This window comes from Streptomyces sp. NPDC006309, assembly GCF_040613095.1.
GTDB lineage: Bacteria > Actinomycetota > Actinomycetes > Streptomycetales > Streptomycetaceae > Streptomyces.
The window spans coordinates 85,012-109,503 of sequence record NZ_JBEXRO010000025.1 but is presented as its reverse complement, the minus strand read 5'-3'; the positions used below and the strand labels follow the sequence as shown (position 1 = coordinate 109,503).

Below are 24,492 nucleotides of genomic sequence, written 5' to 3'. Positions count from 1 at the left end.
CGTCGGTGCGCACGGGGACCCCATCGGCGATGTGATCGTCCAGGCTGGGTACGAATGCGCGGCCGCGCAGGGCGCCCGGACGGTGCCGGCGGGCTTCCGGCCAGGACGCGGCGGCGGGCGAACGTACCGCGGGCGGCGCACACGATCGCGTCGACGGCGGCGGCGAGTCCGAGGTGCTACGGCTGGTTGGGGTCGGACTCGGTGAATGCCCGTCGGCTGTGCACGAGCAACTCGCGCACTGAGGGATGGTGCGCGCTCTTCCAGATCAGGGCGAGCAATGCCGGTGTTTCGACATCATCGACGGTGCGGACGGCGAGCCGGTCGCGGTAGCTCCCGGCCATCGAGTTGCTGAGGACGGCGACGCCGAGCCCGCGGGCGGCGAGATCGGCGATGGCATCCGCGGCGCTGGCTTGCAGCGCGATGGCGGGTTGAAGGCCCTGCGCGGCGCAAGCCCGGTCGAACACCGCGCGTAGGCCGGTGCCGCGTGGCATGCACACGATCGGGTAGGCGATCACGTCGCGCAGGCTGACCCGCCGCCGCTTCGCCAAGGGGTGCCCGGCCGGGACTGCCGCGACCAGTCGTTCACTGATGATCGTCAGCGCTTCCAGCCCGTCGGGGGTGGCGGTCGCGGCCCCGATGAGTGCCAGGTCGACGGCGCCGCTACGCACCCCTTCGACGAGCCGGTCGGAGCTGTCCTCCAGCAACGTGATCTCCACACCGGGATGCGCCTCGTGGAACGCGGCGAGCGCGTCGAACAGCGGGGTGAGGGTGCAGCCGATGACCATCCCGACGGTGAGCCGGCCCCGGATCAGGTGGGTCACCTCGCCCACCGCCTGGCCGACCGCCTCAGCGGCGGCGAGTGCGGCGCGGGCGTGTTCGAGTGCGGCCTTCCCCGCGACGGTGAGGGTGACGCTGCGCGCCGACCGGTCGAACAGCTCGGCACCGAGTTCCCGTTCGAGCCGGCGGATCTGGGCGCTGACGCCGGACTGGCTGATGTGCACCCGCTCAGCCGCGCGGGTGAAGTTCTGCTCCTCGGCGACTGCGACGAAGTATTCCAGCTGCCTAAGCTCCATGACTGCGAATTCTAGTTCGCAGAAGATCCATCTGTTGGACTTCTGGGCGGCGGGCGACCACGCTGAGAAGCGCCGGAACCCGACGTCAGGAGGAACCCATGCCGGAGGCGGAGTACGAGAAGCCCATGCGGCCCGAGGACATCACCCGCTTGTTCGTCGAGCGCTCCAACGCCGGTGACGCGGCCGGGGTCGCCGCGCTCTACGAAGAGGCTGCCGTGATGGCCTACCCGCCCGGCGAGCTGACGGTGGGGCGGGAGGCGATCCGCGTGCTGTGGGAGAAGGTGCTGGCCAACGGTCCCCGCTTCGCGCTCGAACAACCGCTGCCCACACTGATCAGCGGCGACATCGCCCTCACCTCGACCCCGCCGAAGGACGGGGCCGGCGCGCGGGCACAGGTCGTCAGGCGCCAGCCCGACGGAAGTTGGCTGCGCCTGCTCGACCAGCCGGAGTTCGTCCCACCCACCCGCTGACCCCTTCGCCTCCGAGGCTCCGCGAGGACGGGGGTTGTGGAGTGGGGCCTTGGAGACCGGAGACCAGAGACCGGTCCGCGCGGCAGCCACGAGCGGGCAGTGACCAGAAGCGCGATGACGGTTTCGGTGCCACCGCTCCCCCGCCCGTCCCGCGGAGAATGCTCCGGCCCCTTTCATCTGTGGTCGCCCGCACACCGTGGCTGCTCGATCAACGGGGTCGGCCCGATGCCGCACGCCCCGGCCTGGCCCGCCGTACGAGGGACGTAGCGGCCTCCTCCCACTCGGGATACGTGAAGCCGAACCCGGCCGCGCGCAGTCGGCCCGGCACCACACGACGGCTCTTGAGCAGCAGCTCCGTGTCGGAGCGCAACGCGAACGCCCCCAGCTCGGCCATCCAGCGCGTCGCCGGCAGCCCCACCGGGACGCCCCATGCAGTGCGCAGCGCCCGCATGAATGCGCGGTGCGGAAGGGGGCCGGGAGAGGCGAGGTTCACCGGTCCCTCGAGGTCGTCCCGGGTGATCAGGAACTCCACCGCTCGTACGAAGTCCTCGTCATGGATCCAGGAGACGTACTGCGCGCCGCCGGCCACCGGACCGCCCAGCCCGAGTCTCGCCAGCCGTGACAGTACGTCGAACACACCGCCCCGATCCGGGCTCATGACCATCGCCGAGCGCAGCGCCACCTTGCGGGTCGCGGGAGTCGGCGCCTCGGCCTGCGCCCGCTCCCAGCTCTCCGCGATCTCGACGCTGTACGCCCAGTAGTCGGGCACCCCGGCCTCCGAGCCGCCGATCACGCCGGTCGCCTCGTCGTGTGCCGCGTCGAAGCGGTGGGCGTAGACCGTCGCCGTGCTCATCTGGAGCCAGACGCGCGGTGGCCGCTCGGCGGCGGCGATCGCCTTGCCGACCACCCGCGCCGAATCCACCCGGGAGTTCATCATGGCCCGCAGGTTCTCGGCGGTGTATCGGCAGGAGACGCTGCGTCCGGCCAGGTTGACAACGGCATCGCAGCCGTCGATCGCCGCGGCCCGACGGCCGACGCGACCAACAGGTGTACGGCGGCCGGGCAGAAGGCGCGGACCGGTCGTATCCGCCGTACGGCCCACGCTGCCAGGGAGTCACCGGCCTCGGGGACCATTCGGCGCTTGTGCCCCGGCGTACGCCCAAAATGGCTCAGCTCGCCCCGCGGCCAGGGGCGGGGCGGCAGCGCGTCCGCTACTGGCCGCGCCCTTCGAAGTCCCGTCGTACGACGGCACCATCGTCCTCCGTCAGCCCCGCGCCGTCGGGCAGCGTCAGGACGGTCCCGCAACGCTGGCATATGTCGGCTTCTCCGGCCGGTGTTCCGCAGGCCTTGCAGTACCGGTTGACCGGCTGATCCGAATCCTGGTGTTCCATGTCGCCTCCCAAGTGGTGAGCAGTGCGGCAGTCGCGTACCCGGGGCGGGCGGTCCGATGCCCCAACGGGTGGGCCTGACGCCCGCCGCGCACTCCCCTCGGTGGGCGGCGTGGCCCGGGCCCCGGCGGGTGCCGAGCCGACGCCGGAAGCCAGGTGGCCGGCTCTGGCCTCCGCAAGCCGGCGGAGGCCAGAGCCGCCGGAATCGCAGTCGGCGTACCGCGGCGGGAACGGCTTCGCGGCGTCGGGCATGACGTACGCGGTGAACGTCGCCGTGTCCGCACCGGTGCTGCCCCGGCCGGTCGTCGCAGTGGCCCGGCCGACACCGGTGGACCGGGCCGCGGGGACGGGACACGATGTCGCTGGACTGCGGGCCGTACTGCACACGGACCGCCAAGTCCGTGCGGGTCTGCTTGTCGTTGAGGACGACGCAGGGGACGACGAGGGCGCTCCATGAGCTTCGGGTGCCCGCGTCCGGCAGCACGGGCCCGCTGCCGGCCAGGGAAAGCGGGAGGGGAACGGCCGGGCGACTCCGTCGTACGGCACGCAGCGGAAGCCGGGCGCGCGGCACCTCGGCCGGCGCCGTGTCGGCGGGCACGGCATACGTGGCGCTGCTGTTTCAGCGGGTGGGTGCCGGCAGGTGGAGGCGGCCGTCGTGGACTTCGGCGGTCCGGTCGGCGGCGGCGAGGTGGGTGCGGTCATGGGTGACGAGGACCGTGGCGGTGGCCCGCTCGTGGGTGAGGCGGGTGATCAGGTCGATGACGGCGGCGCCGCGTTCGTGGTCGAGGGCGCTGGTGGGTTCGTCGACCAGGAGGACGGTGGGGTCGTTCATCAGGGCGCGGGCGATGTTGACGCGCTGGCGCTGGCCGCCGGAGAGCTGGTGGGGGCGGCGGTCGGCCTGGTCGGCCAGGCCGACCGAGTCGAGGAGTTCCAGGGCGCGGTCGCGGGCGGTGCGGGGTTTGCGGCCGTCGATCTGGGCCATGACCTGGAGTTGTTCGGCGGCGGTGAGGGAGGGCAGCAGGTTGGGCTGCTGGAAGACGATGCCGATCTTGCGGCGGCGCAGTTCGGCCAGCTCCCCGCGGGACAGGCGGGTGGTGGGGGTGCCGTCGATGGTGACGGTGCCGGCGTCGGGGGTGATCAGGGTGGCGGCGACGGCCAGCAGGCTGGACTTGCCTGAGCCGGAGGGGCCGACCACTCCGGTCATGCTGCCCTTGGGGACCACCAGGCTGACCCGGTCCAGCGCGGTCAGGAGGGTGTCGCCGTCGGGGTAGGTGAGGGTGATGCCGGTCAGGTCAAGGCTCATCGGGTGCTCCCCAGGGCGGTCAGCGGATCGACGGAGGTGATGCGGCGGATGGACAGGGCGGCTCCGAGGGCGCCGAGGAGGACCATCACGGCGGCCGGGAGCAGGATGGTGGTGGGCGTGAGGAGGAACGGCACGGCCGAGCCGGCCAGGAGGGCGCCCAGGGCGGCGGCGATGCCGGTGCCGGTCAGGGTGCCGCCGGCGAGCAGGACGACGGCCTGGCCGAGGGCGTCCTTGAGCAGGTCGGCGGTGGAGGCGCCGAGCGCTTTCAGGACGGCGACGTCACCGCTGCGCTGGATGGTCCACACGGTGAAGAAGGCCCCGATGACGAGGGCGGAGATGGCGAACAGGAAGCCGCGCATCAGCTGGAGGGAGCCGTTCTCGGAGGTGTAGGAGCCGATCGCGGACAACGAGTCCTCGGTGGAGACCGTCCGTGTGCCGGCCTGCTGGTCGGTGGCCGCCACGTCGGCCGCGGACGTGGTGTTCAGGGCGATGACGGTGGCGACGGGGCCGTCGCCGGTGGCGGTGGGCGGCGCGGTCTTCCGCCAGACACCGAGGCTGGTCCAGATGACGGGGGTGTGGCTGAAGAGGGCGTCGCCCCGCACGGCGGCCACCTTCAGCTGCCGACCGGCCAGGGTGAGGGAGTCCCCGGCCTTGACGCCGAGGCCGTCGGCGGCCGCGGTGGACAGCACCACAGCGCTCTCGGTGATCCTGCTGCCGTCCGGGGCGAGGCGGGAGCCGGGCCGTACGCCGAAGACCGAGACCCCGGTGCTCCTGTCACCGGCGGTGGCCCTGGTCGTGGTGATCCCCAGGGGTTCGGCGCTTTCGACGCCGGGCGCCTCGGCCCACCGCCGCCACTGCTGCCGGGTGACGGTGGAGTCGGCGTACGACAGGTCCTGAGTGTCGCCGGGGGCCTGGAAGGCGATCTTGTCGGCGGGCAGTCCCGTGATCGCGGAGATGTTCTGCCGGCCCAGTCCGGCCGTCAGCCCGGACAACAGCCCGACCAGCAGGGTGATCAGCACGATGACGGCTCCCATCAGGGCGAAGCGCCCCTTGGCGAACCTCAGATCTCTCCAGGCGACGAACACGGTATCGGCCTGTCCTTTCCGGTGGGGAAGCGGTACGACTCCACCGTCGCGGCAACCCTTCCGTGTCCGCGCCTGGCACAGGACGGCACTTCGCGGGCCGGAAGGCGGCACACGGGTTCCAACTTTCGATGGAGGCCCCCGGGCGCCGGCCTCCGTAACCTGGGACGCACTGTGAACACCGCCGCCCCTGCCCTGACCCCGACCACCCGGGCCCTGGCCTGGTGCCTGCACCTGCTGGTCGTCGGCCTGCTCGCGCTGGCCGCCGGCCGGGCCGTGACCGACGGCCGGCCGCACGCCGGACCGGTCGTCGCCGCGGTGGCGGCGTGCGGCCTGGTGTACGCCGCCGGGCCGCTCCTGCCCCGCGTCCGTGCCTCCCGGCGGGCCGCGGCCTGGTGGCTGGCCGCCGTGGGCGCCGTATGGCTGGTGCTGCTGGCCCTGTCCCCCGACGCGGTATGGGTGGCGTTCCCGCTGTACTTCCTCCAGCTCCACCTGCTGCCGCGCCGGTCCGGGCTCGCCGCTGTGACCGCCACCGCGGCGGCGGCCATCGCGGGCTTCGCCGCCCACCAGCACTCCTTCGGCCCGGCCATGGCGATCGGCCCCGCGCTCGGCGCCGCTGTCGCCGTCGCGGTGGTGTGGGGATACGAGGCCCTGTACCGGGAGAGCGAACAACGCCGGCAGCTGATCGAGGAGCTCACCGCCACCCGCGCCGATCTGGCCCGGGCCCAGCACACCGCCGGTGTGCTCGCCGAACGCGAGCGTCTGGCCCGTGAGATCCACGACACCCTCGCCCAGGGCCTCTCCAGCATCCAGCTGCTGCTGCGCGCCGCCGAACGCGCCCTGCCCGGCCGACCCGACACCGCCTCCCTCCACGTCGACGCGGCACGCCAGGCCGCCGTGGACAGCCTCGCCGAGGCCCGCCGCTTCGTCGCCGCCCTCACCCCGCCCACCCTGGAAGGCACCACCCTGGCCGACGCCCTGGAACGCCTGTGCACCACCACCAGCACCCGCCACCGCCTCACCGCACGCTTCCGCCTCACCGGCGACCCCACCGTGCTGCCGACCGCCCACGAGGTCGCCCTGCTGCGCGTCGCCCAGTCCGCCCTCGCGAACACGGTCCGCCACGCCCAGGCCACCGCCGCCGAGGTCACCCTCAGCTACCTCGGCGACCGTGTCGCCGTCGACGTCGTCGACGACGGGCACGGTTTCGATCCCGGCCGGCTGCCCGCTCCCGACCCCGAGGGCGGCGGTTTCGGCCTGGCGGCCATGCGCGCCCGCGTGAACGTCCTCGGCGGCACCCTGGTCATCGAGTCCGCGCCCGGTCACGGCACTGCCCTGGCCGCCCGGCTCCCCCGCACCCCGCTCACCCGGACCGAGCCCGGGGCCCGCACATGACCGACGACGCACCTGTCCGCCTCCTCCTGGCCGACGACCACCCCGTCGTACGCGCCGGGCTGCGCGCCGTACTGGAAACCGAACCCGGCCTCGTCGTCGTGGCCGAAGCGGCCACCGCCGAGGACGCCGTCACGCGTGCCGCCGAAGGCGACATCGACGTCGTCCTGATGGACCTCCAGTTCGGCAGGGGCATGGGCGGTGCCGAAGCGACCGCCCGGATCACCGCCCGTCCGTCCGCACCGCGCGTGCTCATCGTCACCACCTACGACTCCGACGCCGACACCCTGCCCGCCATCGAGGCCGGCGCCACCGGTTACCTCCTCAAGGACGCCCCACCCGAAGACCTGGCCGCCGCCGTCCGCACCGCCGCCGCGGGACGTACCACGCTGGCGCCCACCGTCGCGGACCGGCTGCTGAACCGGCTGCGCACGCCGAGGACCGCACTGACCCGGCGCGAGACCGAAGTCCTCGCCCTGGTCGCCGACGGTCTGTCCAACCAGGCCGTCGGCGAGCGGCTCCACCTGACGGAAGGGACCGTCAAGTCCCACCTGGCCCGCGTCTACGTCAAGCTCGGCGTCGACTCGCGCACCGCCGCCGTCGCCACCGCCATCGGCCTCGGCCTCATCCGCCGCTGACCGGGCGCGCGCGGGCTCGGGGAGACCGGTCAGCCCCGATCCACTGGCGGGACGGTCAGCCGGTTGCCCCGTGTGAGGAGACGCCGGCTTCTTGAGCCGCGGCCCACGAAGCGAGCAGGCGAAGGCTTTCTGCGGACGGGGAGCCGGGTTCGGCGGTGTAGATGGTCAGGGTGAGTCCGGGTTCGGCGGCCATCTCCAGACCTTCGTAGGCGAGGGTGAGGTCACCGACGGCCTGGTGGTGGAAGCGCTTGGTGCCGGTGCCGTGATGGCGGACGTCGTGGGCGCCCCAGCGGGTGCGGAAGGCGTCGCTGCGGGTGGACAGCTCGCCGACGAGGTCGTGCAGGTCCTTGTCGTGGGGACCGCGGCCGGTGCCGGTGCCAGGCACACCGGGCGCACCGTCCGAGAGGAGAGCCGTGACGACCATCCGCCTGACGATCGACGGTCAGAGCATCGACGCCACCCTGAACGACAGCGCCGCGGCGCGCGACTTCGCCGCGCTGCTCCCGCTCACCGTGGAGCTGAAGGACTTCCACCACACCGAACGGATCGGCGACCCGCCGCGCGAGCTGGACACCTCCGGCGCCCCGGACACCGTCACGCCGAAGGCCGGCGACCTCGCCTACTACGCCCCCTGGGGCAACCTCGCGTTCTTCTACCGCGACGGCGAGCACTCCCCCGGCCTGGTCATCCTCGGCCGCCTCACCGACAGCCGCGGCACCGGCCGCCTCGCCACGGCCGGCCGGGTCCGCGTCGAAGCCACCTCCTGACCCCGACCAGCCATCGCCCAGGAAGAAGAACGAACGTGAACGTCAGTTACGACTTCCACGGCAGCACCGCGTTCATCACCGGCGCCTCCTCCGGCATGGGCCTGGCGACCGGGCCGAACAGTTCGACCGGGTCGACGCCATCAACCTGCGCGGCATCTGGGCCGGCATGAATCACGAGCTGCGTCACATGCGCGCCCAGGGCAGCGGCACCATCGTCAACTGCTCCTCTCTCGGCGGGCTCGTCGGCATCCCCGGCCGCGCCTCGTACCAAGCCTCCAAACACGGCGTGATCGGCCTGACGGGCAGCGCCGCTCTCGAATACACCCCGCGCACCATCCGCATCAACGCCGTCTGCCCCGGCACGATCGACACGCCCATGGTCAGCGACATGATCGCCAAGGGAGAACTCGACCGCGCCGAGGCGGAAGCGGGCCAGCCCATCGGCCGCCTGGGCACCGCCGAGGAGATCGCCCAGGCCGTCCTACGGCTGTGCAGCCCCGGCGCCGGCTTCGTCATCGGCGTCGCCCTGCCCGTCGACGGCGGATACGTCGCCCGGTAAGGGAGCAGTGGGCCACGCCGGTACGGGAGTCGGCCCACCCCGGGGCACCGCACCGGCTGACGGCCGGGCGCCATCTACCGCGGCGGGGGGCAGTGGCCGTGACCGGTGCCGTGGTGGCTCACCAGGCCTTGAGCCGTTGATCAGGCGCTCGGGCCGGATCAGTCGCGGCTGGTAGCCGGTGGGCCGGTGACGGCGGTGAGTCGGAGCTTGGTCTCGTCCTCGCTGCCGGGCACGGCGGTCATGATGACGATCTTGAGCTCGGAGTCGCCGTCGGCCAGGACGTCGCAGTCCACCGTGACAGGGCCCACCGAGGGGTGGTCTATCGTCTTGTGGTCCTCGCGGTGCGCGGCCACCCCTCCAGTCGCCCATAGCTCGGCGAACCTCTTGTTACCCGCGTTCAGTTCACGGATCAGCGTGGACAAGCGGCTGTCCTGAGGGAAGCGGCCGGTGGCGCGGCGCAGGTCGGAGACGACGGCGGCGTCGGTGGCGTCGCGATCCGCCTCGGTCACCGGCCACAGCGCCAGGCGGGCGGGGCCGGCGTCCACCGGGAACCTGTCACGGGCGAAGTTACGCAGCCGCGGCGGCGAGGCGGAGGGGTCGCCCAGCAGGGCGGCCCACCCGCGATTCCACCAGACCAGTTGCCAGTCCGCCGCGAACACGGCGACCGCCACGTCCCCGAGGCGGGCGAGCACCCGCTGCATGCCGGGCGGAAGATGGTCCGAGATCGCGCCGCCCGTCGGCGGTACGAGCTTGGCCAGCCGGTAGAGGTGGTCCCGCTCGGCGGTGGACAGCTGGAGGGCGCGCGCCAGGGACGCCACCACCGACGCCGAGGGTGTCGTGGACCGTCCCTGCTCCAGGCGCACGATGTAGTCGACCGACACCCCGGCCAGGTCGGCCAGTTCCTCACGCCGCAGCCCGGCCGCCCGGCGCCCGCGGGCCACCGGCAGCCCGGCGGCCGACGGGGGCAGCCGCTCCCGCCACGTGCGGATCATCGCGCCCAGTCCGGTCCCGGGTGTCGTCGACATGATCTCCATCCTCCTGCACCGCCGGTCGTGCGGATGGGCACGAGGGTGGTACTGGTCCTCCTACCGCCGAAGCGTCCCTGGTCCGCTTCCCTCGTAGAGGCAAGCATCGAACGCATGACCATCACCTTCATCACCGGAGCCAACAAGGGCCTCGGCCGCGAGACCGCCCGCCGCCTGATCCAGTGTGGCCACACCGTGCTCGTCGGCGCTCGCAACCGCGAGCAGGGCGAGGAGACCGCCGCCGCGCTCGGCGCACGCTACGTCCCCATCGACGTGACCGACGACGCGTCCGTGGCCGCCGCGGCCGCGAACGTCGCCGGACACGAAGGCAGGATCGACGTCCTGATCAACAACGCCGGTGTCCACGGCCCCGTCGGAGATCCCAGCGACCTCACCGCCGCCGACGCTCTCGCCGTCCTCGACGTCAACGTCATCGGGGTCGTCCGCACCACCACCGCGTTCCTGCCGCTGCTGCGCCGATCGGACGACCCCGTGATCGTCAACGTCAGCAGCGGCATGGGCTCCCTCGCCCTCACCCACGACCCCGACCGGCCCGAGTCGCACGTCATCGCGCCGCTGTACACGTCCTCGAAGGCTGCGCTGACGATGTTGACCACGCAGTACGCGAAAGCGCTCAACGGCATCCGCGTCAACGCCGCCGACCCCGGCTACACCGCGACCGACCTCAACGGTCACAGCGGCCCTCAGACCGTCGCAGAGGGCACGGACGCGATCGTCGCCCTCGCCACCGAGAAGCCCGGCTCCGGCACCGGACGCTTCCTCTCCCGCCATGGCGAGATCGCCTGGTCCTGAAACCGGCCGCACCGGCATCAGCCGTTCCAGGGGGACGAGGACGCCGCAGATCGTGTCCTGATCAGTCTGCAAGGTCCGCCCTTATGGCGGGGCTTGGACCTTTAGGCCGTCTTACGTGACGCGAGTGCGACGGGGCTTGCACATGCCGGCCCGGACCGCGCGGCCGTGGGGCCGTGGCCGTGGGGGCTCACTTGCTTTCCACTCGTCCTACCGGGTCCGGCCCGGTCGTCAGTGCCTCGCACGCGGCCTGCCATTCCGAGGTGCCGGGATGGAACCGGGTGTGGAGGTAGGCCGCGGTGAGGCGGGCGAGGGCGGCGACCCGCTCGGGATTCTCGTCGGTGGTCTCGGCGGCGTCGTATCCCGCGATCCCGCCGAGTCCGTGCTCCGCGCCGAACAGGGTGAGCAGGGTCTTGGGCCCGGGGGCGAGGGTGTAGGGGTCGGCGTGCCAGTCGGGTCCCATGTCCGTGAAGTGCCGGGAGTCGTCCTCGTCGCCGGCGACGACAAGCGCGGGTGCGGTCATCGTGGAGAAGTCCATGGTCCGGAAGGCCGGCAGTGCGTCAGCCATCGGTCCCTTGAGGACATCACCCCTGCCGGGCGCGGCGAGCAGCACGCCCGCCTTGATCCGGGGTTCGAGAAGGCTCACCTCTCCCCCCTCGTCGGGGTCGGTGACCCGGGCACCGAGCAGGAGGCTGGAGGTGAAGCCGCCGAACGAGTGCCCGGCAACGGCAACCTTGGTGTGGTCGATCCGCCCGGAGAGCGACGGCACGGCCTTCTCGATCAGGTCGAGTCGGTCGAGGATGTGCGACATGTCCTCGGAGCGCGAGCGCCAGAAGAAGGGCGCCCCGGGGGCATCGGCGACCAGGTGTCTCAGCGCCCTGGAGCTGAGGTGGGTGGGCTGGATGACAACGAATCCGTGGGCGGCCCAGAGGTTGACGAGCGGCGCGTAACCGTTGAGCGAGGAGAGGTTGTTCGAGGGGCCTTGGCCGTGGGAGAGCAGGATGACGGCAAGGCCGGTTCCGGTCGCGGGTGCGGAGACGCGTAACCGGAGGTCCACGGGACGTCCGGGCACGGAGAGGACTACGGGGCCGAAGGACAGGACCGGGACGGGCGCGTCCGGGGCGTCGGTGCTGGTGGCAGGCGGTGTGCTCACGATGTGGATTCCCTTTCGGTGGCACCCGCCGTCCGCCGGTCTACTGCGACCGACGAAGGGCAGGGCGGTCAGGAGCGACCCGCTTCGGCTAACCTGAACCGGAGCGTCGCTCCGGTTAATATTCGGAGCATCGCTCCGTTTTGTCAATCGATGTGGAGGAGTGCGTGATGGCCACCGACGGCCCCCCAGGAGAGTCGCCGTCCCGAGGCAAGCGGGCCGACGCACAGCGCAACCGGCAGGTGGTGCTCACTGCCGCCGCCGAGGTGTTCGTCACCTCCGGCGTCGACGCACCCATCCGTCAGATCGCGGCCAGGGCGGGTGTCGGGATGGCCACGATCTACCGCCACTTCCCGACCCGGGCGGACCTCGTCACAGCCGTCTACCGCCACCAGATCGAGGCATGCGTCCAGGCCGGCCCGGACCTGCTGGCCAGTGCCGGCTCCCCGCTCGACGCACTGCGCCAGTGGATCGACCTCTTCGTCGACTTCCTCGTCACCAAGCACGGACTCGCCGACGCCCTACAGTCCGACAACGACCGCTTCGCCGCGCTGCACGCCTACTTCCTCGACCGTCTGCTGCCCGTCTGCGACCAACTGCTCGACGCCGCCGTCGAGTCCGGCGACATCAGGCCCGGTACGCAGCCGTACGAGCTGATGCGCGGCATCGGCAACCTCTGCATCGGACGCGACGACGACCCCCGCTACGACCCCCGACGCCTGATCGCTCTCCTCCTCCAGGGACTCCAGCGACCTCACGCGTCCTGATGCCGACGAGCTGCATCGCACACCGCCCCGGCCTCGTCGGCGACGGCGACGGCGACGGCGACGGCGACGGCGGTCGTGACTGCCCGTCATCGAGCACGGAGTCGGCCGATGTCGATGATCCCCGGGGCAGCGAAGGCCTGAACTCGGTGACCGATCACCCCACCCCGTCGGGTGCAAACGCCGGGCCGGACGTCATACCCGAGGCGGCTTCCGCCGGGCCGAGTCCGCGAGCCGTGCGGCGAACGCGGTGACGAGTCCGCGGAGTTCGTCCGGTCGCTCGATGACGAACGGACGGTCGAGCGAGGCGAGCACGGCGGGCAGCCAGTCGAGCCGGTCCACGCGCATGTCGACGCGGGACCAGCGCTCGGTCCCCGCCTCCGGGCCGCCCTTGGACGGCAGCTCCGGGCCGCCCTCGGACGGCAGCTCCTCCACGATCGCGATACCGGCGGGAAGCCGGGCCCGGACGTGCTCGGCCGTCCCCTGGACCCGCACCGTCACCTCGTGCCGGTACGGAGCGGTGGCGAGTCCCGACAGGACGCGCTCCGCCGGATCCCACCCCGCGGGCGGGTCGAACGTGCCGGGCAGGGTCCTCGCACCGGCGATGCGATCCAACCGGAACGTGCGTTCCGCGCCCGCAGCGCGATCCTCACCGGTCACGTACCACCTGCCCGAGTGAGCGACGAGTCCGTACGGGTGCACCGTGCGCTCGCTGCGCCGGCCGTCGACGGCGATGTACCGGATCGAAATCGGCCGGTGATGGCGCACCGCGTCGGCGACCGCGAGCAGGATGCCGGTCTCCGGGGCCGGTGACGTGCCGGACGGGGCCGTGAAGGTGAGGGAGCCGAGGACGGCGTCGAGCCTGCGGCCGAGCCGTTCCGGCAGGACCCGCCGGATCTTGGCCGCTGCGGTCTCGCCGGCCGTGCCCGCGGCGGTCATCAGACCGGTCCGCCGACCGGCGACCAGGCCGAGCAGTACGGCGAGGGCTTCGTCGTCGCTCAGCATGAGCGGAGGCATGCGATAGCCGGAGGCGAGCCGGTAGCCGCCGTGGCGGCCGCGCACCGACTCGACGGGGACGTCGAGGTCGAGGAGGTGATCGGCGTACCGCCGCACCGTGCGCTCGTCGACGCCGAGCCGGGCGGCGAGTTCGGCCGCGGTCCGCAGACCGCCCGACTGCAGGAGTTCCAGCAGGGTGAGCACGCGCGCGGTGGGTCGTGACATGCCGAGAAGTCTCTCGCGGATACCGGGCGGATCCTGTCCGGTATCCGCTTTAGCGTGTGATCACAAGCACCGAGCACTGGAGAGAGCCGTGAACTTCGTTTCGATCCGCATCATCACGGGCGACGTCGCCCGCCTCGTCGACTTCTACGAGCGCGCCACCGGCGTGGGGGCGGACTGGTCCACCGAGGATTTCGCCGAGCTCAGGACCGCCTCGGCGACCCTCGCCATCGCGGGCGTCCGCACCGTGCCCCTGTTCGCGCCGGGCGCCGCCCGGCCGGCCGACAACCACAGCGTCATCATCGAGTTCCTCGTCGACGATGTGGACCGCGTGCACCAGAACCTGACGGGGTCCGTGGAGGACTTCGTCCAGGCGCCCACCACGATGCCCTGGGGCAACCGCTCGCTCCTCCTCCGGGACCCTGACGGCAACCTCGTCAACTTCTTCACCCCGGTCACCGCGGCCGCCGTCGCCAGGTTCGCTCGTCCGGAGTGAGCGGCTGATGTCGACCGCGACGAGTCGGCGGCGGGCTGCGTGGTGCGTGCCAGTAGGGTGAGAGTCTGAGGGGAGGAGCGGTGAGAGCGGCGCGCACTTTGGCGAGACTCGACGAGGTCGGCACTGGCGACCACGTCTGCCAGCTGCTGGGTCCGGCGGACGATGTCATGGACCGCAGCCGGGCCTTCGTCGCGGACGGAGCCCTGTTCGGCGACAAGGTGGTGATCGTCGGCCCGGCCGCGGATGCGACCGGCGAGTTCGCCCCCAAGGTGCTTGATCCGGCCCGGCTGGAGGGTTCACTCCTCGCCGCGGTGCGCCGCGAGGCCGTCAGTGCCGGGCGGGAGGGGTTCCGCTCGCTTCGGGTGCTCCACCACGTGACCCCGGACGGCTCGCCGACGCAGTCCGAGCAGCTGCTGCGCAGTGAGCTGGACCTGGAGGAGTTCGCCGCCGACAGCGGTGCTCTGGTGGTGTGCGCCTACAGCAGTGCCGACTGGGGCGCGTCTACACTGGAGAAAGTCAGATGCGTGCACCCCCACCACCTGGGCAGCCGTCCGGCATCACCCGCATTCCAGGTGTACCGGACGGGAAAGGACGGCTGGACGGTGAACGGGGTTATCGACGCCGAAGGCGCCCCGGCCTTCGCCGCCATCCTTCGGACGCTGCTCGCCCGCACGGCGACGGTGCGCCTGTACTGTCAGGCCCTGGACTTCTTGGACGCCGCCGGCATGAGCGCCCTGGCAGACGCCGCCGGACATCTGCCGGACCGCAAGGTCGTCCTGGAAGGAACGAACGAGACCGTGCGGCTGGCCTGGGAAATCTCCGGGTTCGCCGCGCCCGTAGTCCCGGTGGTGATGACGCCGTGACCTCCTCCCGCCCCGCCTCCACGTCTTCCGGTTCCGGGACCGGTTACCGGCACGAGCTGTACCCGTACCGCGGAAGGGACGAGTTCGTCGAGGGCACCATGGGCTTCATCCAGGAGGCACTCGACGAGGGCGAGGCCGTCGTCGTGGCCGTCCCGCACGACAAGGCGTCCCTGCTGCGTGCCGAGATCCCCGACGACGGGGCGGTGCGCTACGTCGACACCACCCCCACGGCGCACCATCCGGGGCGGCTCATCGGAGCCTGGCAGGAGTGGATCGAGGAGTACGTCTCCCAGGGGCGCCCGGTGCGCGGCATCGGCGAATCCCCCTGGGAGGAGGCCCGCAGCCAGGCCGAGGTGGAGGAACTGCGCTATCACGAGTGGCTGCTCAACAAGGCCTTCGCGCACAGCCCCGCCTGGTGGCTGCTGTGCCCCTACGACACCGCCGGCGAGAGGGCCGCGCTGGAGAGCATGACGCGCTGCCACCCCGAGATCCGCGCGGACGGCCGCACCACCTCGTGCCCGGACTACAGCCCGCATGCCCCGTTCGACTTCGCCGCGCTGACCGACCCCTGCGACCCGTACGACGAATTCCCCTACGCCCGCGGCAGCCTTCCCGCGCTGCGGGAGAAGATCACGGCCTGCGCCGAACGCCACGGGCTGAGCGCCCGGCGGCTGCGCGAACTCCACCTGGCCGCCACAGAGGTCGCCGCGAACAGCATCCGGCACGGTGGGGGCGAGGGCGTGCTGCGCACCTGGAGCGAGGAGCGCCGGCTGATCTGCGAGTTCCGCGACGCCGGGTACATCGAGGACCCCCTCGCCGGACGCTCCAGGCCCACCGGCACGCAGCTCGGCGGACGCGGTCTGTGGCTCGTACACCACCTGTGCGACCTCGTCGAGATACGCTCCACCCCGCAGACCGGTACCACGATCCGCCTCCATACGGAACTGCCCGGCTGACCGCCGTGAATCGATGTGCACGCCGTCCCTGATGGGGCACTCGGCTCCCAGAGACGAGGGGAGCCCGATATGGCTGACGACGACTTCTACACACGTGATCGCCCGGACAATCCGCAGTACGTGGAGGACCGCCCGAGGGGCGGGGGCCCGGAAGACACCCACCGGAGGAATCACCGGGGCGGCAAGTCGGTGTGGATGGTGATCCTGCTGATAGCCGTGGTGGTCGTACTCCTCGCCCTTTTCATGCCCTAGCCGTTCATGCTCTGAGCCGTCGGATAGGTGACCTGGTCCGAGGAGTGTTCCGGCCTCGCGCTAGCCTGCCTCACCATGACGCGAGCCTGGTTCCTACCGGTACTGCTGCTGCTCTGCGGATCAGTCGTTGCGGCTGGGCTGGTCTCCAGCGGGAGCCCCGGCCCAGCCGCATCCGGCCTGCTGCTGTTCGTGCTGTTCGCGGCCGTGAACTCGCCTCTGGTCTTCCCGAGGTCGATGGGCGCGCTGGAGGCACAGCGCCGTGGCGCGGTCGACGGCCGGCCGGTCGTGTTCTGGCGGCCTGGGTGCCCGTACTGCCTGCGGCTGCGCATCCGGCTGGGCCGTAGGGCCCGTGAGTTGCATTGGGTCGACATATGGCGGGACCCGGCCGGAGCGGCTGCGGTGAGAGCGGTCAACGACGGCGATGAAACCGTGCCGACCGTCATGATGGCGGGCGTACCGCACGTCAACCCCGACCCCGCATGGGTACGCGAGCAGCTTCCCTCAGCGCACCATCGGTGAGCGCGGTGCCGCACCGGAGAGGACGCAGGGCCCGGCCCGTGCCCTGACCAGCGGCCGCCGTGCGCTCAGTCGAAACGGATGTGCCTGATTCCTGTCCAGGCCCGCCGCGCGCTCCCCCGCAGCGGTCCCTCGCCGTTCGGGACGAGCGCCAGGCCCGCGCTCGCGGCGAGGTGTTCGGCGACCTGGGGCACGGTGAGGTGGTCGGTCCACACCTGCTCCGCGAACTCCTCCGCACGCAGGCGCTCCAGGCAGAGGTCGAGCTTCGACACGGCGAAGCTCTCCCGGCGCAAGGGGGCGTCCTTCCCCGCGATCAGCTGGGCAGCGTGTCCGAAGCCGCGGCGGCGCAGCCGTCGCAGCACCGTCTCACGCCCGGCCAGCAGTGCGAAGTGCCGGACCTCGTGACCGCGCTCGCGCAGTCGGCCGACGGTCTCCCGGAAGTACGCCGGCTCGACCACCGTCATCGGCGCGATCACCGTCCCGTGGTGCCTGCTCAGGACGTGATCCAGTACCTCGAACACCCCTTGCCGCCAGGCCGCGAGGTCCTGGAAGTCTCCGCGCAAGGACGGGGGCGTCATCCGGTGCAGTCCGAAGCCGACGTGTTCGGGATCGCAGACGACGCTGTCCGTGAGCCGATGTCGGAGTTCGTAGGCGGTCTGCGTCTTGCCGCCACCGAACGGGCCGTTGATCCACAAGAGCATGCACCCGACCCTACGGGGAATCGCCCTGGCGGGCGCACGCCCGTCAGATGGCGTACGGCCAGACGGTGAGCATGTACGCGCCGTACCAGCAGCCGAACAGCGCGCCGCCGGTCACCGCGATCGCGACCGTGGTGGCGCGTGCCCGGGCGAGAGCGCGGGCGAGGGGGACGAGGAAGAGTACGGCGGGGAGCATCAGGCGCAGCTTGGAGTGGTAGAAGCTGGTCTGTCCGAGCGTCAGGATCAGGATGCCGGAGCCGTGGACGAGGAGGGGCGGCCAGGTGTTCCGGCGCCAGGTGACGGCGGTGGCGTCGACCAGGGCCAGCAGGAGGACCGCGGTGCTGACGGGCACCCATCCGTCTCCGTGCGCCAGCGTCTCACCGAGGAAACGCAGGAAGGACCTGCCACTGTCCCAACGGGTGCCCCAGCCGGCCTGCTCGATGCGGAACCAGGCATCCGGCCGGCCGGCCCGCCGGCCCACCCACCAGAGGTAGCCGGGCGTGCCCGTGCAGGCGAGTGCGACGGCGGCGAGGGGGCGCCAGGCGGGTCGGCGTGTCCTGGCCAGGGACAGGGCGACGGCGACGGCGAGGGCCGCCACGACCGCCATGCCGGCCGGCCGCGTCAGGCCGGCCAGCATGGCGGCGGCACCGGCGGTGAGCCACGCCTGCCGTCGGACGGCCAGCAAGGTGGCGGCGGACAGCGCGAGGAACAGTGATTCGCTGTAGGCCATGACGAAGACGAGTGCCATGGGTTGCGCCGCGGCGAGCAGTACGACCGCGATGAGTGCCGTACGCCGTCCGTGGAGCCGGGTCAGCAGCAGGTCGACGAGGATCAGGGCGGCGGCGAAGGCCAGGTTGGCGGTGACGATCGCGGCCGTACCGTAGTCGAGGCGGGTCACCGTGTGGACGGCACGGATCAGTAGCGGGAACAGCGGGAAGAACGCGAGATCGTTGCCGGCGAGCCGGCCGGAGGGCGCATAGGTGAAACCGTCGGGATAGCCGTGCGCGGCGATCTCCGTGTACAGCCGGCCGTCCCAGGCGAGCAGGCGGTCGCGGAGGCCGGGCCCGTCCGGCGGGCTCATGACAGCCAGGACGGCGAGGTGCAGGAGCGTGGTCGCGCCGTAGATCGCGAGCGCGGGCCATGCCTCGCGCACGGACCGGTGAGGACGCGCACCGACCCGCTCCTTCGGCAGCGGCTCGCCGATCGACTGCGCCGCGCTCCGGAACGAGCGACGTCTCACCTCACTTCTCACCGCCTCGGGCCGTGGGACGGGTGTGGTCCGATACTGCGCCTGATCTGCGCCTGCGGCGACTCAGCCCACCGGCCGGTGGGCTGGTGGGAGCGGTGGGCGAGGCGTCGGGCCTCGTCGGTCCTGCCGGTTCAGCGGGTGCGCGGCCGGTCTTCTGAGTTGGCGTCCGGCCGCGGCCGTACGACCCTGGAAGCATGAACCTCGCCCGGAAGGCGGCCCGGCGATGAGTTGGCCGGGGCAGCTGAATCCTCAGGTGGCGCAGGTGGTCGCGGCCTTCGCGGGCATCGGGCTGGTGTGCTTCTACGCGCTGCTGGTGATGCTGGTCCGCAAGCTCCGTGGGAGGCCCGTCAGTGGCCTGCCGCCGAGAGACCGTTAGCGCGTCACGCCTTGGTCCACTCACCCTCGCTCCCGTGCGTCCGGCCGGTCGGTGAGCGCCGATGACGGCACTCGGTGCCGGTGAGCTGTCCGGGCGGGAAGAAAAGCGGATGCCCGGGGAGCCGGGACGCGTTACCTTCTGCGCTATGAACGTCACGGGCCGAAGCAGCACCGCGACCGCGCGAGCGACCAGCTCGCCGGTTGCCGCCGCCTGACGTACTTCCCAGTCCCACCGGCGACCGGACACGGTCCGCCGGTGGTTCCCTGGCGTCTTCCGCCCGGTTCCGACGCCCGTGCGGACGTGCTGTCCGGTGCCTCCCCCGCACACGCGAAGGAGCCACCCCGTGCACACCGACCAGATCGTACGCACGTTCGTCGAGTACTACGAGGACCGCGGCCACCGCCGCATCACCGGCTCGACTCTGCTGCCGCCGCCGGGTGACCCCGTGCTGTTCACCACCTCGGGCATGCACCCGCTCACCCCCTACCTGGAGGGGCGCCCGCATCCACTCGGCAGGAGGCTGGTCGACGTACAGCGGTGTCTGCGGACCACGGACCTCGACGAGATCGGCGACGACACCCATCTGACCGTCTTCGAGATGCTCGGGACCTGGTCGCTCGGTGACTACGGGGGTCCGTCGAGCCTCGGCTGGGGCCACGACCTGCTCACCGAGGGCTTCGGCATCGATCCGGGACTGCTGCATGCCACGGTCTTCGGTGGCGACGGCCAGGCCGGTCCGGACACCGCTTCCCTGGAGCTGTGGCAGGGGCGCGGGGTGCCGGTGGAACTCACCGTCGAGGACAACTGGTGGTCCAACGGACCGACCGGCCCGTGCGGCCCCGACTCGGAGATCTTCCTGTGGACCGGCGACACCCCGCCGGAGTCGACGCCCACCCGTGACGAACGCTGGGTGGAGGTGTGGAACCACGTGATGATGCGCCACCGGCGCCTCGCCGACGGTTCGCTCGTGCCACTCCCCCAGCACAACATCGACACCGGCCTCGGCCTGGAACGACTGGCCTCGCTGTTGCAGGGCCGGACGTCGGTCTTCGATTGCGACGTCTTCGACCCCTGGCGGCGCCTCCTGCCGGCCCTGTGGCAGCTGGACGAAGTGTCGCTGCGGTTGGTCTGCGACCACATCCGCTCAGCCATCGTGGTGATCGGTGACGGGGTCCGCCCGGCCGGCACCGGTCGCGGTTACGTACTGCGCCGTCTGCTGCGGCGGGTGCTCACCGTGCTGCGGCGGGACGATCCGTCGCGCGGCCTCGGAGACCTGCCGGACGAGCTGATCCGGCACACCCTGGACCTCTTCCGTCAGGATGAGGATCCGGACGTCGTGCGCCGGGTCCTGCTGGACGAGGAGAAGCGTTTCGGCCGCCTCCTGGAACGTGGCCGGCAGGTACTGGCCCGGCCGCGCTTCCGGGGCCCGCTGAGCGAGGAGGACTTCCACCACCTCCACGACACCTACGGCCTGCCGCGTGACCTCGTACTGAACCTTCGGCCGCAGTGACGGCCCGGGCGGCCCGGGCGCGGCGATGAGTTTTCCCGGGCCGGAGAGTCTCCTCACCGTCATCACCACCAAAAGGAGGAACACGTGCCTCAGCTGCTGAGAGTCCAGAATTTCAGCGTGTCGAGCGACGGCATCGGTGCCGGCGCGGACCAGAGCCTCGAGCGTCCGTTCGGAAACGTCTCCCCGGAGCGGCTGTTCGCCTGGGCCGGCGCCACGGCGAGCTGGCCCATGCGCACCGATGCCGGGGGCAGCCGGGGTCTCGACGACTACTTCACACGGGACTACGCACGCAATATCGGTGCCGAGATCATGGGGCGCAACAAGTTCGGGCCCCAGCGCGGGCCCTGGCACGACGACGAGTGGCGTGGCTGGTGGGGCGACGAACCGCCGTTCCGCACCCCGGTGTTCGTCATGACCCACCACGTACGTCCGTCGTTCACGCTCTCCGACACCACGTTCCACTTCGTCGGCGGCGACCCGGCCGCGGTCCTCCAGCGGGCGCGGGAGGCGGCGCAGGGCAAGGACGTCCGGCTGGGCGGCGGGGTCACCACCATCCGGCAGTTCCTCGACGCCGGCCTCGTCGACACCATGCATGTGGCGGTCTCACCGGTGAAGCTCGGTTCGGGACTACGACTCTGGGAGTCACCCGATGAGCTGCTCGACCGGTTCCACCTGGACGTCGTCCCCAGCCCGAGCGGCGTGACGCACTACCTGTTCTGGCGCAAGTGACAGGGCCCCAGGGACCGACGGGACCGACCGGACCGACCAGCTGACAAAAAAGAGGCTCCGGGCTTCGGTCCGGCTGCGCGATGATCCCGGCACGAGCGAAGAGATCAGGTGGGTGGATGGGCACGATGCACGCGGACGAGGCGGAGAGCGACGCCGGCCTGGTCCGGCGGCTGCTGCGTGCCCAGTTCCCCGAGTGGGCCGACCTGCCGGTCTCCCGGCTCGCCTCCGGAGGCACGGTCAACGCGATCTACCGGCTCGGCGAGGACCTGACCGTCCGGCTGCCGCTGCGCCCCGGCGGCGCCCAGGCCGTCGCGCTGGAGGCACGGCTGCTGCCTCGGCTGGCCCCGCTGCTGCCGCTGCCGGTCCCGGAGGTGGTGGCGACCGGCGTCCCCGGCGAGGGCTACCCCCTGCCCTGGGCGGTGCACCGGTGGATCGAGGGGCGCAACCCGGTAGAGGGTGAGCTGGTCGAGCCGGGGCTCGTCGCCCGTGACCTCGCGGAGTTCGCCGTCGCCCTCCGCAAGATCGGCCTACCCGGCGGTCCGCGCGCCCACCGGGGCGAGCCGCTGATCGCCGCGGACCAGGAGATGCGGGCGTCGATCGAGGCGTTGCGCCGCACCGACGAACCTTTCGACGCCGACGAGATCACCGCGGCCTGGGAGGAGGCTCTCGCGGCACCACGGTGGACGGGCGCGGCCTGCTGGACGCACTCCGACCTGATGCCGAGCAATCTGCTGCTCACCGGCGACCGCCTCTCGGCGGTCATCGACTTCGGCACCGTGGGCATGGGCGAACCGGCCACCGATCTCATCCCCGCCTGGAACCTGCTGCCCGCCTCGGCGCGTCCGGCGTACCGCGAGGCGGTGGATGTGGACGAGGCGACCTGGGCGCGCGGCCGGGGCTGGGCGCTGTCCATGGCGGTCATCCAACTGCCGTACTACCGGACGACCAATCCGATCATCTCGGCCAACGCCCGGTACGTCATCCGGGAGATCCTGCGCAGCCCCGCGTAGGACAGCACCGCGCAGGCACCGGCGGTCAGCAGTCCGCCGGCGAGGAAGGTATCGCACACGTCGGCGAGCGACAGGATCAGCGCGCCGAGCATGGCCCCTGCCGCGATTCCGGCGTTATAGGCACCGGAGTTCGCCGCGAGTGCGATATCCGTGCGGCCCGGTGCGCAGTGCGGCATCGCGTTCTGGGTGGTCATGAACACCGGTGCGAGCGCGCCGCCCATCAGGACCAGGAACACCACCGCCGCCACGGGGCGGGTGCCGGTCGCGTACAGGCCGAGCATGCCCGCCGCCTGCGTGGCTACGGCGGCGGTCAGCGCGGCCCGCGGCCAGCGGTCCAGCAGCGCCCCGGTGATGCTCACCCCGGCCAGACACGCACCACCGAACGCCACGAGCAGGACGGTGGCCGCGTCGGGAGAAGCCGCTCACACCGCCCAGGAACCGCACGATGTAGGCGCAGCCCGCGAACGCCCCGGTGGCGGACAGCCTCCCGGCTGCCGGCACCGTCCCGAACCGGCGGGCGTCGGGACTGCTTCCGTACGCGGCGGGTGCTTCCTCCGGGCGTGAGGTCGGCAGCAGAACGGCGATCGTCGCCATGCAGACGAGTCCTGGAACGGCCGGCAAGGCGACGGGGATCCGCCAGTCACTCCGCCGGCCCAGCCAGGTCCCGGCGGGAACACCGAGCACGAGGGCGGGCGAACCGGCGACGGACAGCGCCCCCAGCAAACGGCCGCGCACCCCGGGCGCGAACAGGCACACCGCTACCGGCCCCATCACGGCCCAGAACAGCGCCTGGGCGAGCGCGGTCCGCAGCCGCGCTACGAGAAGCAGCCAGTAGGGAGGTGGCCGGCGCCGCGACCGGACCGGACACGACCAGCACGGCCAGGAGACGCCGGGGCACGGCACGGGTGACGTGCGCGAGCGGAAGGACGCGACGGCCACCGTCACGCCGTGACCGGTGATCAGGAGCCCCACCGCCGGCACCGGCACGCGCGGACTCTCGGAGACCAGATCCAGGAGGCCGATGGGCAGGTTCTCGGCGGTGTTGAAGGCGAAGGCGGCCAGCATCAGGGCCGCCTTCACCTCCGACCTGCGCCACGGAGCCGGACGCACCGCGATCCTGCGGACACGTCCCGCCCTCCCCCGCCGCGCGGAGTGCCGACAGCAGTCGGCGGAAGAGGGACGGGGTCCGGCCGACGGGGGTTTGGGGTCGGTGTCCGAGTCGCGAGTGGTGGGTTGGGCGCTGAGGATGGAGCGACACGACCATCGATTCCTTGGACGGCAGCATGTCGGTGAGACGACTCAGAGGTTTCGGCAGGGCCCGGCGCCGGATCGCCCTGGGGAGTGCCCTCGGCATCCTTCTGCTTGCGGGCGGGCTCTCGGGCTGTGGCGGCGGAAGCGGTCAGGGCGGCGGTTCTTCGTCCCCGGCGAGCGCTCCCGTTACGCCGAACGCCTCGTCGTTCTCCGGGACTCCGCCGTCGGCATTGGCGTCCGCCGCCTCTTCGGCGATCAGCTCCGCCCGTGCTGCCGCCTCTGCCGCGGCGTCGTCTGCGTCGGCTCGGGCCTCCGAGTTCGAGGCATCCGTGGACGCCGAGACCCAGCGCAGGAGCACGGCGGCGCAAAAAGCTCTGAAAGATGTCAAAGGACACGGGAACGCGCTTTCCGAAGTCGCTGTGACCGGGATGCCGAAAGCGGAGACGGGCGGAGTACTCGCCGTTCTGGTCAAAATCACCAACAAGAGCGGCAGCGAAGCCTCCTACGCCGTGCAGATCGACTTCAAGAACGCATCCGGCAAGGTGGTGGAGACGCGGTACGTGGGCGCGGAACACCTGAAGCCAGGAGAGAAGAAACAGCCCATCGCGTTCAGTCATGAGCCACCGGAGCCGAAGCTGACGCCCGTTCTCGCCAAGGCGCAGCGCTACTGATCGCTGACCCGGTGAGGTGCGGTGTCGCGCGGTGGGCTATCGCTGGTCGGGCCAGGTGGCCAGCACGTCGCCGGTCTCCTCGTCCGTGAGGGTGACACGGGCGCCGGGCATGCCGCCGTACTCGCCGACCCAGCGCCGGAACTTGTCCCGCGCGGTCTCCTCACTGCCCCACCAGCCGTGCTGCACCGGTCTGCCGTCGGCGGAGAGCCGCAGATGGTAGCGGCCGGAGCCGGTCATGTGCGGTGGGGCCCACGTCGCCGGACCGGCCCGCGGACG

Annotated in this window: 25 protein-coding genes and 4 pseudogenes; 17 read left to right on the top strand and 12 right to left on the bottom strand. The window is 71.8% G+C overall.

All coding sequences use genetic code 11. From position 1 onward, the window contains the following. Positions 1-176: 176 nt before the first annotated feature. A complete protein-coding gene (locus ABZ117_RS27605) occupies positions 177-1,073 on the bottom strand; it encodes a LysR substrate-binding domain-containing protein (RefSeq protein WP_356824503.1) in 897 nt (298 codons plus the stop codon). Positions 1,074-1,171: 98 nt separating this feature from the next. Here ABZ117_RS27605 and ABZ117_RS27600 point away from each other — a divergent pair, with 98 nt between their 5' ends. Beyond that, positions 1,172-1,543 (top strand): nuclear transport factor 2 family protein, encoded by a 372-nt coding sequence (locus ABZ117_RS27600; protein WP_356824502.1) that lies wholly within the window; start codon positions 1,172-1,174, stop codon positions 1,541-1,543. Positions 1,544-1,751: 208 nt separating this feature from the next. Here ABZ117_RS27600 and ABZ117_RS27595 read toward each other — a convergent pair. The 3 genes and pseudogenes from ABZ117_RS27595 to ABZ117_RS27585 form a co-directional block, all read right to left on the bottom strand. After that, positions 1,752-2,561: pseudogene (locus tag ABZ117_RS27595) on the bottom strand (DUF1731 domain-containing protein); the annotation flags it as partial. A 989-nt stretch (positions 2,562-3,550) separates the two neighbouring features. Then, positions 3,551-4,234: an ABC transporter ATP-binding protein gene (locus ABZ117_RS27590; protein WP_356824501.1), complete on the bottom strand. Its 684-nt coding sequence runs from the start codon at positions 4,232-4,234 to the stop codon at positions 3,551-3,553. After that, on the bottom strand, positions 4,231-5,319 hold the full coding sequence (locus ABZ117_RS27585; protein WP_356824500.1) for an ABC transporter permease: 1,089 nt from the start codon (positions 5,317-5,319) through the stop codon (positions 4,231-4,233). The genes ABZ117_RS27590 and ABZ117_RS27585 overlap by 4 nt, the downstream gene beginning before the upstream one ends. A 171-nt stretch (positions 5,320-5,490) precedes the next feature. Here ABZ117_RS27585 and ABZ117_RS27580 point away from each other — a divergent pair, with 171 nt between their 5' ends. Continuing rightward, on the top strand, positions 5,491-6,711 hold the full coding sequence (locus tag ABZ117_RS27580; protein WP_356824499.1) for a sensor histidine kinase: 1,221 nt from the start codon (positions 5,491-5,493) through the stop codon (positions 6,709-6,711). After that, positions 6,708-7,346: a response regulator transcription factor gene (locus ABZ117_RS27575; RefSeq protein ID WP_356824498.1), complete on the top strand. Its 639-nt coding sequence runs from the start codon at positions 6,708-6,710 to the stop codon at positions 7,344-7,346. Before ABZ117_RS27580 ends, ABZ117_RS27575 begins: the two co-directional genes overlap by 4 nt. A gap of 55 nt (positions 7,347-7,401) precedes the next feature. Here ABZ117_RS27575 and ABZ117_RS27570 read toward each other — a convergent pair. Next, positions 7,402-7,713 (bottom strand): annotated as a pseudogene (locus ABZ117_RS27570) (transcriptional regulator); the annotation flags it as partial. A gap of 46 nt (positions 7,714-7,759) precedes the next feature. Between ABZ117_RS27570 and ABZ117_RS27565 the strand changes: the two are divergent. Then, positions 7,760-8,113 carry a cyclophilin-like fold protein gene (locus tag ABZ117_RS27565; protein WP_356824497.1) on the top strand — a complete coding sequence of 118 codons (354 nt, stop codon included), beginning with the start codon at positions 7,760-7,762 and terminating at the stop codon, positions 8,111-8,113. 109 nt (positions 8,114-8,222) lie between these two features. Continuing rightward, a pseudogene (locus ABZ117_RS27560) lies at positions 8,223-8,672 on the top strand (SDR family oxidoreductase); the annotation flags it as partial. Positions 8,673-8,830: 158 nt separating this feature from the next. Here ABZ117_RS27560 and ABZ117_RS27555 read toward each other — a convergent pair. Then, on the bottom strand, positions 8,831-9,706 hold the full coding sequence (locus ABZ117_RS27555; RefSeq protein ID WP_356824496.1) for a helix-turn-helix transcriptional regulator: 876 nt from the start codon (positions 9,704-9,706) through the stop codon (positions 8,831-8,833). 105 nt (positions 9,707-9,811) lie between these two features. Here ABZ117_RS27555 and ABZ117_RS27550 point away from each other — a divergent pair, with 105 nt between their 5' ends. After that, on the top strand, positions 9,812-10,510 hold the full coding sequence (locus ABZ117_RS27550; RefSeq protein WP_356824495.1) for an SDR family NAD(P)-dependent oxidoreductase: 699 nt from the start codon (positions 9,812-9,814) through the stop codon (positions 10,508-10,510). Positions 10,511-10,697: 187 nt separating this feature from the next. On the opposite strand, the gene ABZ117_RS27545 is transcribed toward ABZ117_RS27550, so the two are convergent. Then, positions 10,698-11,660, bottom strand: coding sequence for a chlorophyllase (locus ABZ117_RS27545; RefSeq protein ID WP_356824494.1), 963 nt, complete (start codon positions 11,658-11,660; stop codon positions 10,698-10,700). 167 nt (positions 11,661-11,827) lie between these two features. On the opposite strand from ABZ117_RS27545, the gene ABZ117_RS27540 reads away from it, so the two are divergent. Next, positions 11,828-12,424 carry a TetR/AcrR family transcriptional regulator gene (locus ABZ117_RS27540; protein WP_356824493.1) on the top strand — a complete coding sequence of 199 codons (597 nt, stop codon included), beginning with the start codon at positions 11,828-11,830 and terminating at the stop codon, positions 12,422-12,424. 192 nt (positions 12,425-12,616) lie between these two features. Here ABZ117_RS27540 and ABZ117_RS27535 read toward each other — a convergent pair whose 3' ends face one another. Further along, the gene (locus ABZ117_RS27535; RefSeq protein WP_356824492.1) at positions 12,617-13,642 is read right to left on the bottom strand and encodes a transcriptional regulator; all 1,026 of its coding nucleotides are present in this window, start codon (positions 13,640-13,642) and stop codon (positions 12,617-12,619) included. An 88-nt stretch (positions 13,643-13,730) separates the two neighbouring features. On the opposite strand from ABZ117_RS27535, the gene ABZ117_RS27530 reads away from it, so the two are divergent. The 5 genes from ABZ117_RS27530 (at position 13,731) to ABZ117_RS27510 (ending at position 16,725) form a co-directional block, all read left to right on the top strand. Then, a complete protein-coding gene (locus ABZ117_RS27530) occupies positions 13,731-14,135 on the top strand; it encodes a VOC family protein (protein WP_356824491.1) in 405 nt (134 codons plus the stop codon). An 80-nt stretch (positions 14,136-14,215) separates the two neighbouring features. After that, complete coding sequence (locus ABZ117_RS27525; RefSeq protein WP_356824490.1) at positions 14,216-14,998, top strand: MEDS domain-containing protein; 783 nt, start codon at positions 14,216-14,218, stop codon at positions 14,996-14,998. Beyond that, entirely contained in the window at positions 14,995-15,954 is a 960-nt protein-coding gene (locus tag ABZ117_RS27520) for a sensor histidine kinase (protein ID WP_356824489.1), read from the top strand. The genes ABZ117_RS27525 and ABZ117_RS27520 overlap by 4 nt, the downstream gene beginning before the upstream one ends. A gap of 69 nt (positions 15,955-16,023) precedes the next feature. After that, positions 16,024-16,206 (top strand): hypothetical protein, encoded by a 183-nt coding sequence (locus ABZ117_RS27515; RefSeq protein ID WP_356824488.1) that lies wholly within the window; start codon positions 16,024-16,026, stop codon positions 16,204-16,206. 75 nt (positions 16,207-16,281) lie between these two features. After that, a complete protein-coding gene (locus ABZ117_RS27510; RefSeq protein WP_356824487.1) occupies positions 16,282-16,725 on the top strand; it encodes a glutaredoxin domain-containing protein in 444 nt (147 codons plus the stop codon). A gap of 65 nt (positions 16,726-16,790) precedes the next feature. Here the strand turns inward: ABZ117_RS27510 and ABZ117_RS27505 are convergent, their stop codons facing one another. Beyond that, positions 16,791-17,423, bottom strand: coding sequence for an AAA family ATPase (locus ABZ117_RS27505; RefSeq protein ID WP_356824486.1), 633 nt, complete (start codon positions 17,421-17,423; stop codon positions 16,791-16,793). Positions 17,424-17,466: 43 nt separating this feature from the next. Beyond that, on the bottom strand, positions 17,467-18,660 hold the full coding sequence (locus ABZ117_RS27500; protein WP_356824485.1) for a hypothetical protein: 1,194 nt from the start codon (positions 18,658-18,660) through the stop codon (positions 17,467-17,469). A gap of 232 nt (positions 18,661-18,892) precedes the next feature. Here ABZ117_RS27500 and ABZ117_RS27495 point away from each other — a divergent pair, with 232 nt between their 5' ends. The 4 genes from ABZ117_RS27495 (at position 18,893) to ABZ117_RS27480 (ending at position 22,294) form a co-directional block, all read left to right on the top strand. After that, positions 18,893-19,045 carry a hypothetical protein gene (locus ABZ117_RS27495; protein WP_356824484.1) on the top strand — a complete coding sequence of 51 codons (153 nt, stop codon included), beginning with the start codon at positions 18,893-18,895 and terminating at the stop codon, positions 19,043-19,045. A 343-nt stretch (positions 19,046-19,388) separates the two neighbouring features. Then, the gene (locus ABZ117_RS27490) at positions 19,389-20,555 is read left to right on the top strand and encodes an alanine--tRNA ligase-related protein (protein ID WP_356824483.1); all 1,167 of its coding nucleotides are present in this window, start codon (positions 19,389-19,391) and stop codon (positions 20,553-20,555) included. A gap of 84 nt (positions 20,556-20,639) precedes the next feature. Next, complete coding sequence (locus ABZ117_RS27485) at positions 20,640-21,284, top strand: dihydrofolate reductase family protein (protein ID WP_356824482.1); 645 nt, start codon at positions 20,640-20,642, stop codon at positions 21,282-21,284. A gap of 125 nt (positions 21,285-21,409) precedes the next feature. Continuing rightward, positions 21,410-22,294 (top strand): aminoglycoside phosphotransferase family protein, encoded by an 885-nt coding sequence (locus ABZ117_RS27480; protein ID WP_356824514.1) that lies wholly within the window; start codon positions 21,410-21,412, stop codon positions 22,292-22,294. On the opposite strand, the pseudogene ABZ117_RS27475 reads toward ABZ117_RS27480, so the two are convergent. Beyond that, positions 22,219-23,359: pseudogene (locus tag ABZ117_RS27475) on the bottom strand (MFS transporter). The gene ABZ117_RS27480 and the pseudogene ABZ117_RS27475 sit on opposite strands and share 76 nt — an antisense overlap. Positions 23,360-23,874: 515 nt before the next feature. Between ABZ117_RS27475 and ABZ117_RS27470 the strand changes: the two are divergent. Continuing rightward, a complete protein-coding gene (locus tag ABZ117_RS27470) occupies positions 23,875-24,216 on the top strand; it encodes a hypothetical protein (protein WP_356824481.1) in 342 nt (113 codons plus the stop codon). A gap of 36 nt (positions 24,217-24,252) precedes the next feature. On the opposite strand, the gene ABZ117_RS27465 is transcribed toward ABZ117_RS27470, so the two are convergent. Beyond that, positions 24,253-24,453: a hypothetical protein gene (locus tag ABZ117_RS27465; RefSeq protein ID WP_356824480.1), complete on the bottom strand. Its 201-nt coding sequence runs from the start codon at positions 24,451-24,453 to the stop codon at positions 24,253-24,255. Positions 24,454-24,492 lie beyond the last annotated feature (39 nt).

Excerpts from the sequence above, each read along its gene's own strand:
- ABZ117_RS27495 (WP_356824484.1), top strand. The coding sequence starts at position 18,893 with ATGAGTTGGCCGGGGCAGCTGAATCCTCAGGTGGCGCAGGTGGTCGCG.
- ABZ117_RS27550 (WP_356824495.1), top strand. The coding sequence starts at position 9,812 with ATGACCATCACCTTCATCACCGGAGCCAACAAGGGCCTCGGCCGCGAG.
- ABZ117_RS27510 (WP_356824487.1), top strand. The coding sequence starts at position 16,282 with ATGACGCGAGCCTGGTTCCTACCGGTACTGCTGCTGCTCTGCGGATCA.
- ABZ117_RS27555 (WP_356824496.1), bottom strand. The coding sequence starts at position 9,706 with ATGGAGATCATGTCGACGACACCCGGGACCGGACTGGGCGCGATGATC.
- ABZ117_RS27540 (WP_356824493.1), top strand. The coding sequence starts at position 11,828 with ATGGCCACCGACGGCCCCCCAGGAGAGTCGCCGTCCCGAGGCAAGCGG.
- ABZ117_RS27480 (WP_356824514.1), top strand. The coding sequence starts at position 21,410 with ATGCACGCGGACGAGGCGGAGAGCGACGCCGGCCTGGTCCGGCGGCTG.
- ABZ117_RS27590 (WP_356824501.1), bottom strand. The coding sequence starts at position 4,234 with ATGAGCCTTGACCTGACCGGCATCACCCTCACCTACCCCGACGGCGAC.
- ABZ117_RS27465 (WP_356824480.1), bottom strand. The coding sequence starts at position 24,453 with ATGACCGGCTCCGGCCGCTACCATCTGCGGCTCTCCGCCGACGGCAGA.
- ABZ117_RS27605 (WP_356824503.1), bottom strand. The coding sequence starts at position 1,073 with ATGGAGCTTAGGCAGCTGGAATACTTCGTCGCAGTCGCCGAGGAGCAG.
- ABZ117_RS27600 (WP_356824502.1), top strand. The coding sequence starts at position 1,172 with ATGCCGGAGGCGGAGTACGAGAAGCCCATGCGGCCCGAGGACATCACC.
- ABZ117_RS27575 (WP_356824498.1), top strand. The coding sequence starts at position 6,708 with ATGACCGACGACGCACCTGTCCGCCTCCTCCTGGCCGACGACCACCCC.
- ABZ117_RS27535 (WP_356824492.1), bottom strand. The coding sequence starts at position 13,642 with ATGTCACGACCCACCGCGCGCGTGCTCACCCTGCTGGAACTCCTGCAG.
- ABZ117_RS27515 (WP_356824488.1), top strand. The coding sequence starts at position 16,024 with ATGGCTGACGACGACTTCTACACACGTGATCGCCCGGACAATCCGCAG.
- ABZ117_RS27505 (WP_356824486.1), bottom strand. The coding sequence starts at position 17,423 with ATGCTCTTGTGGATCAACGGCCCGTTCGGTGGCGGCAAGACGCAGACC.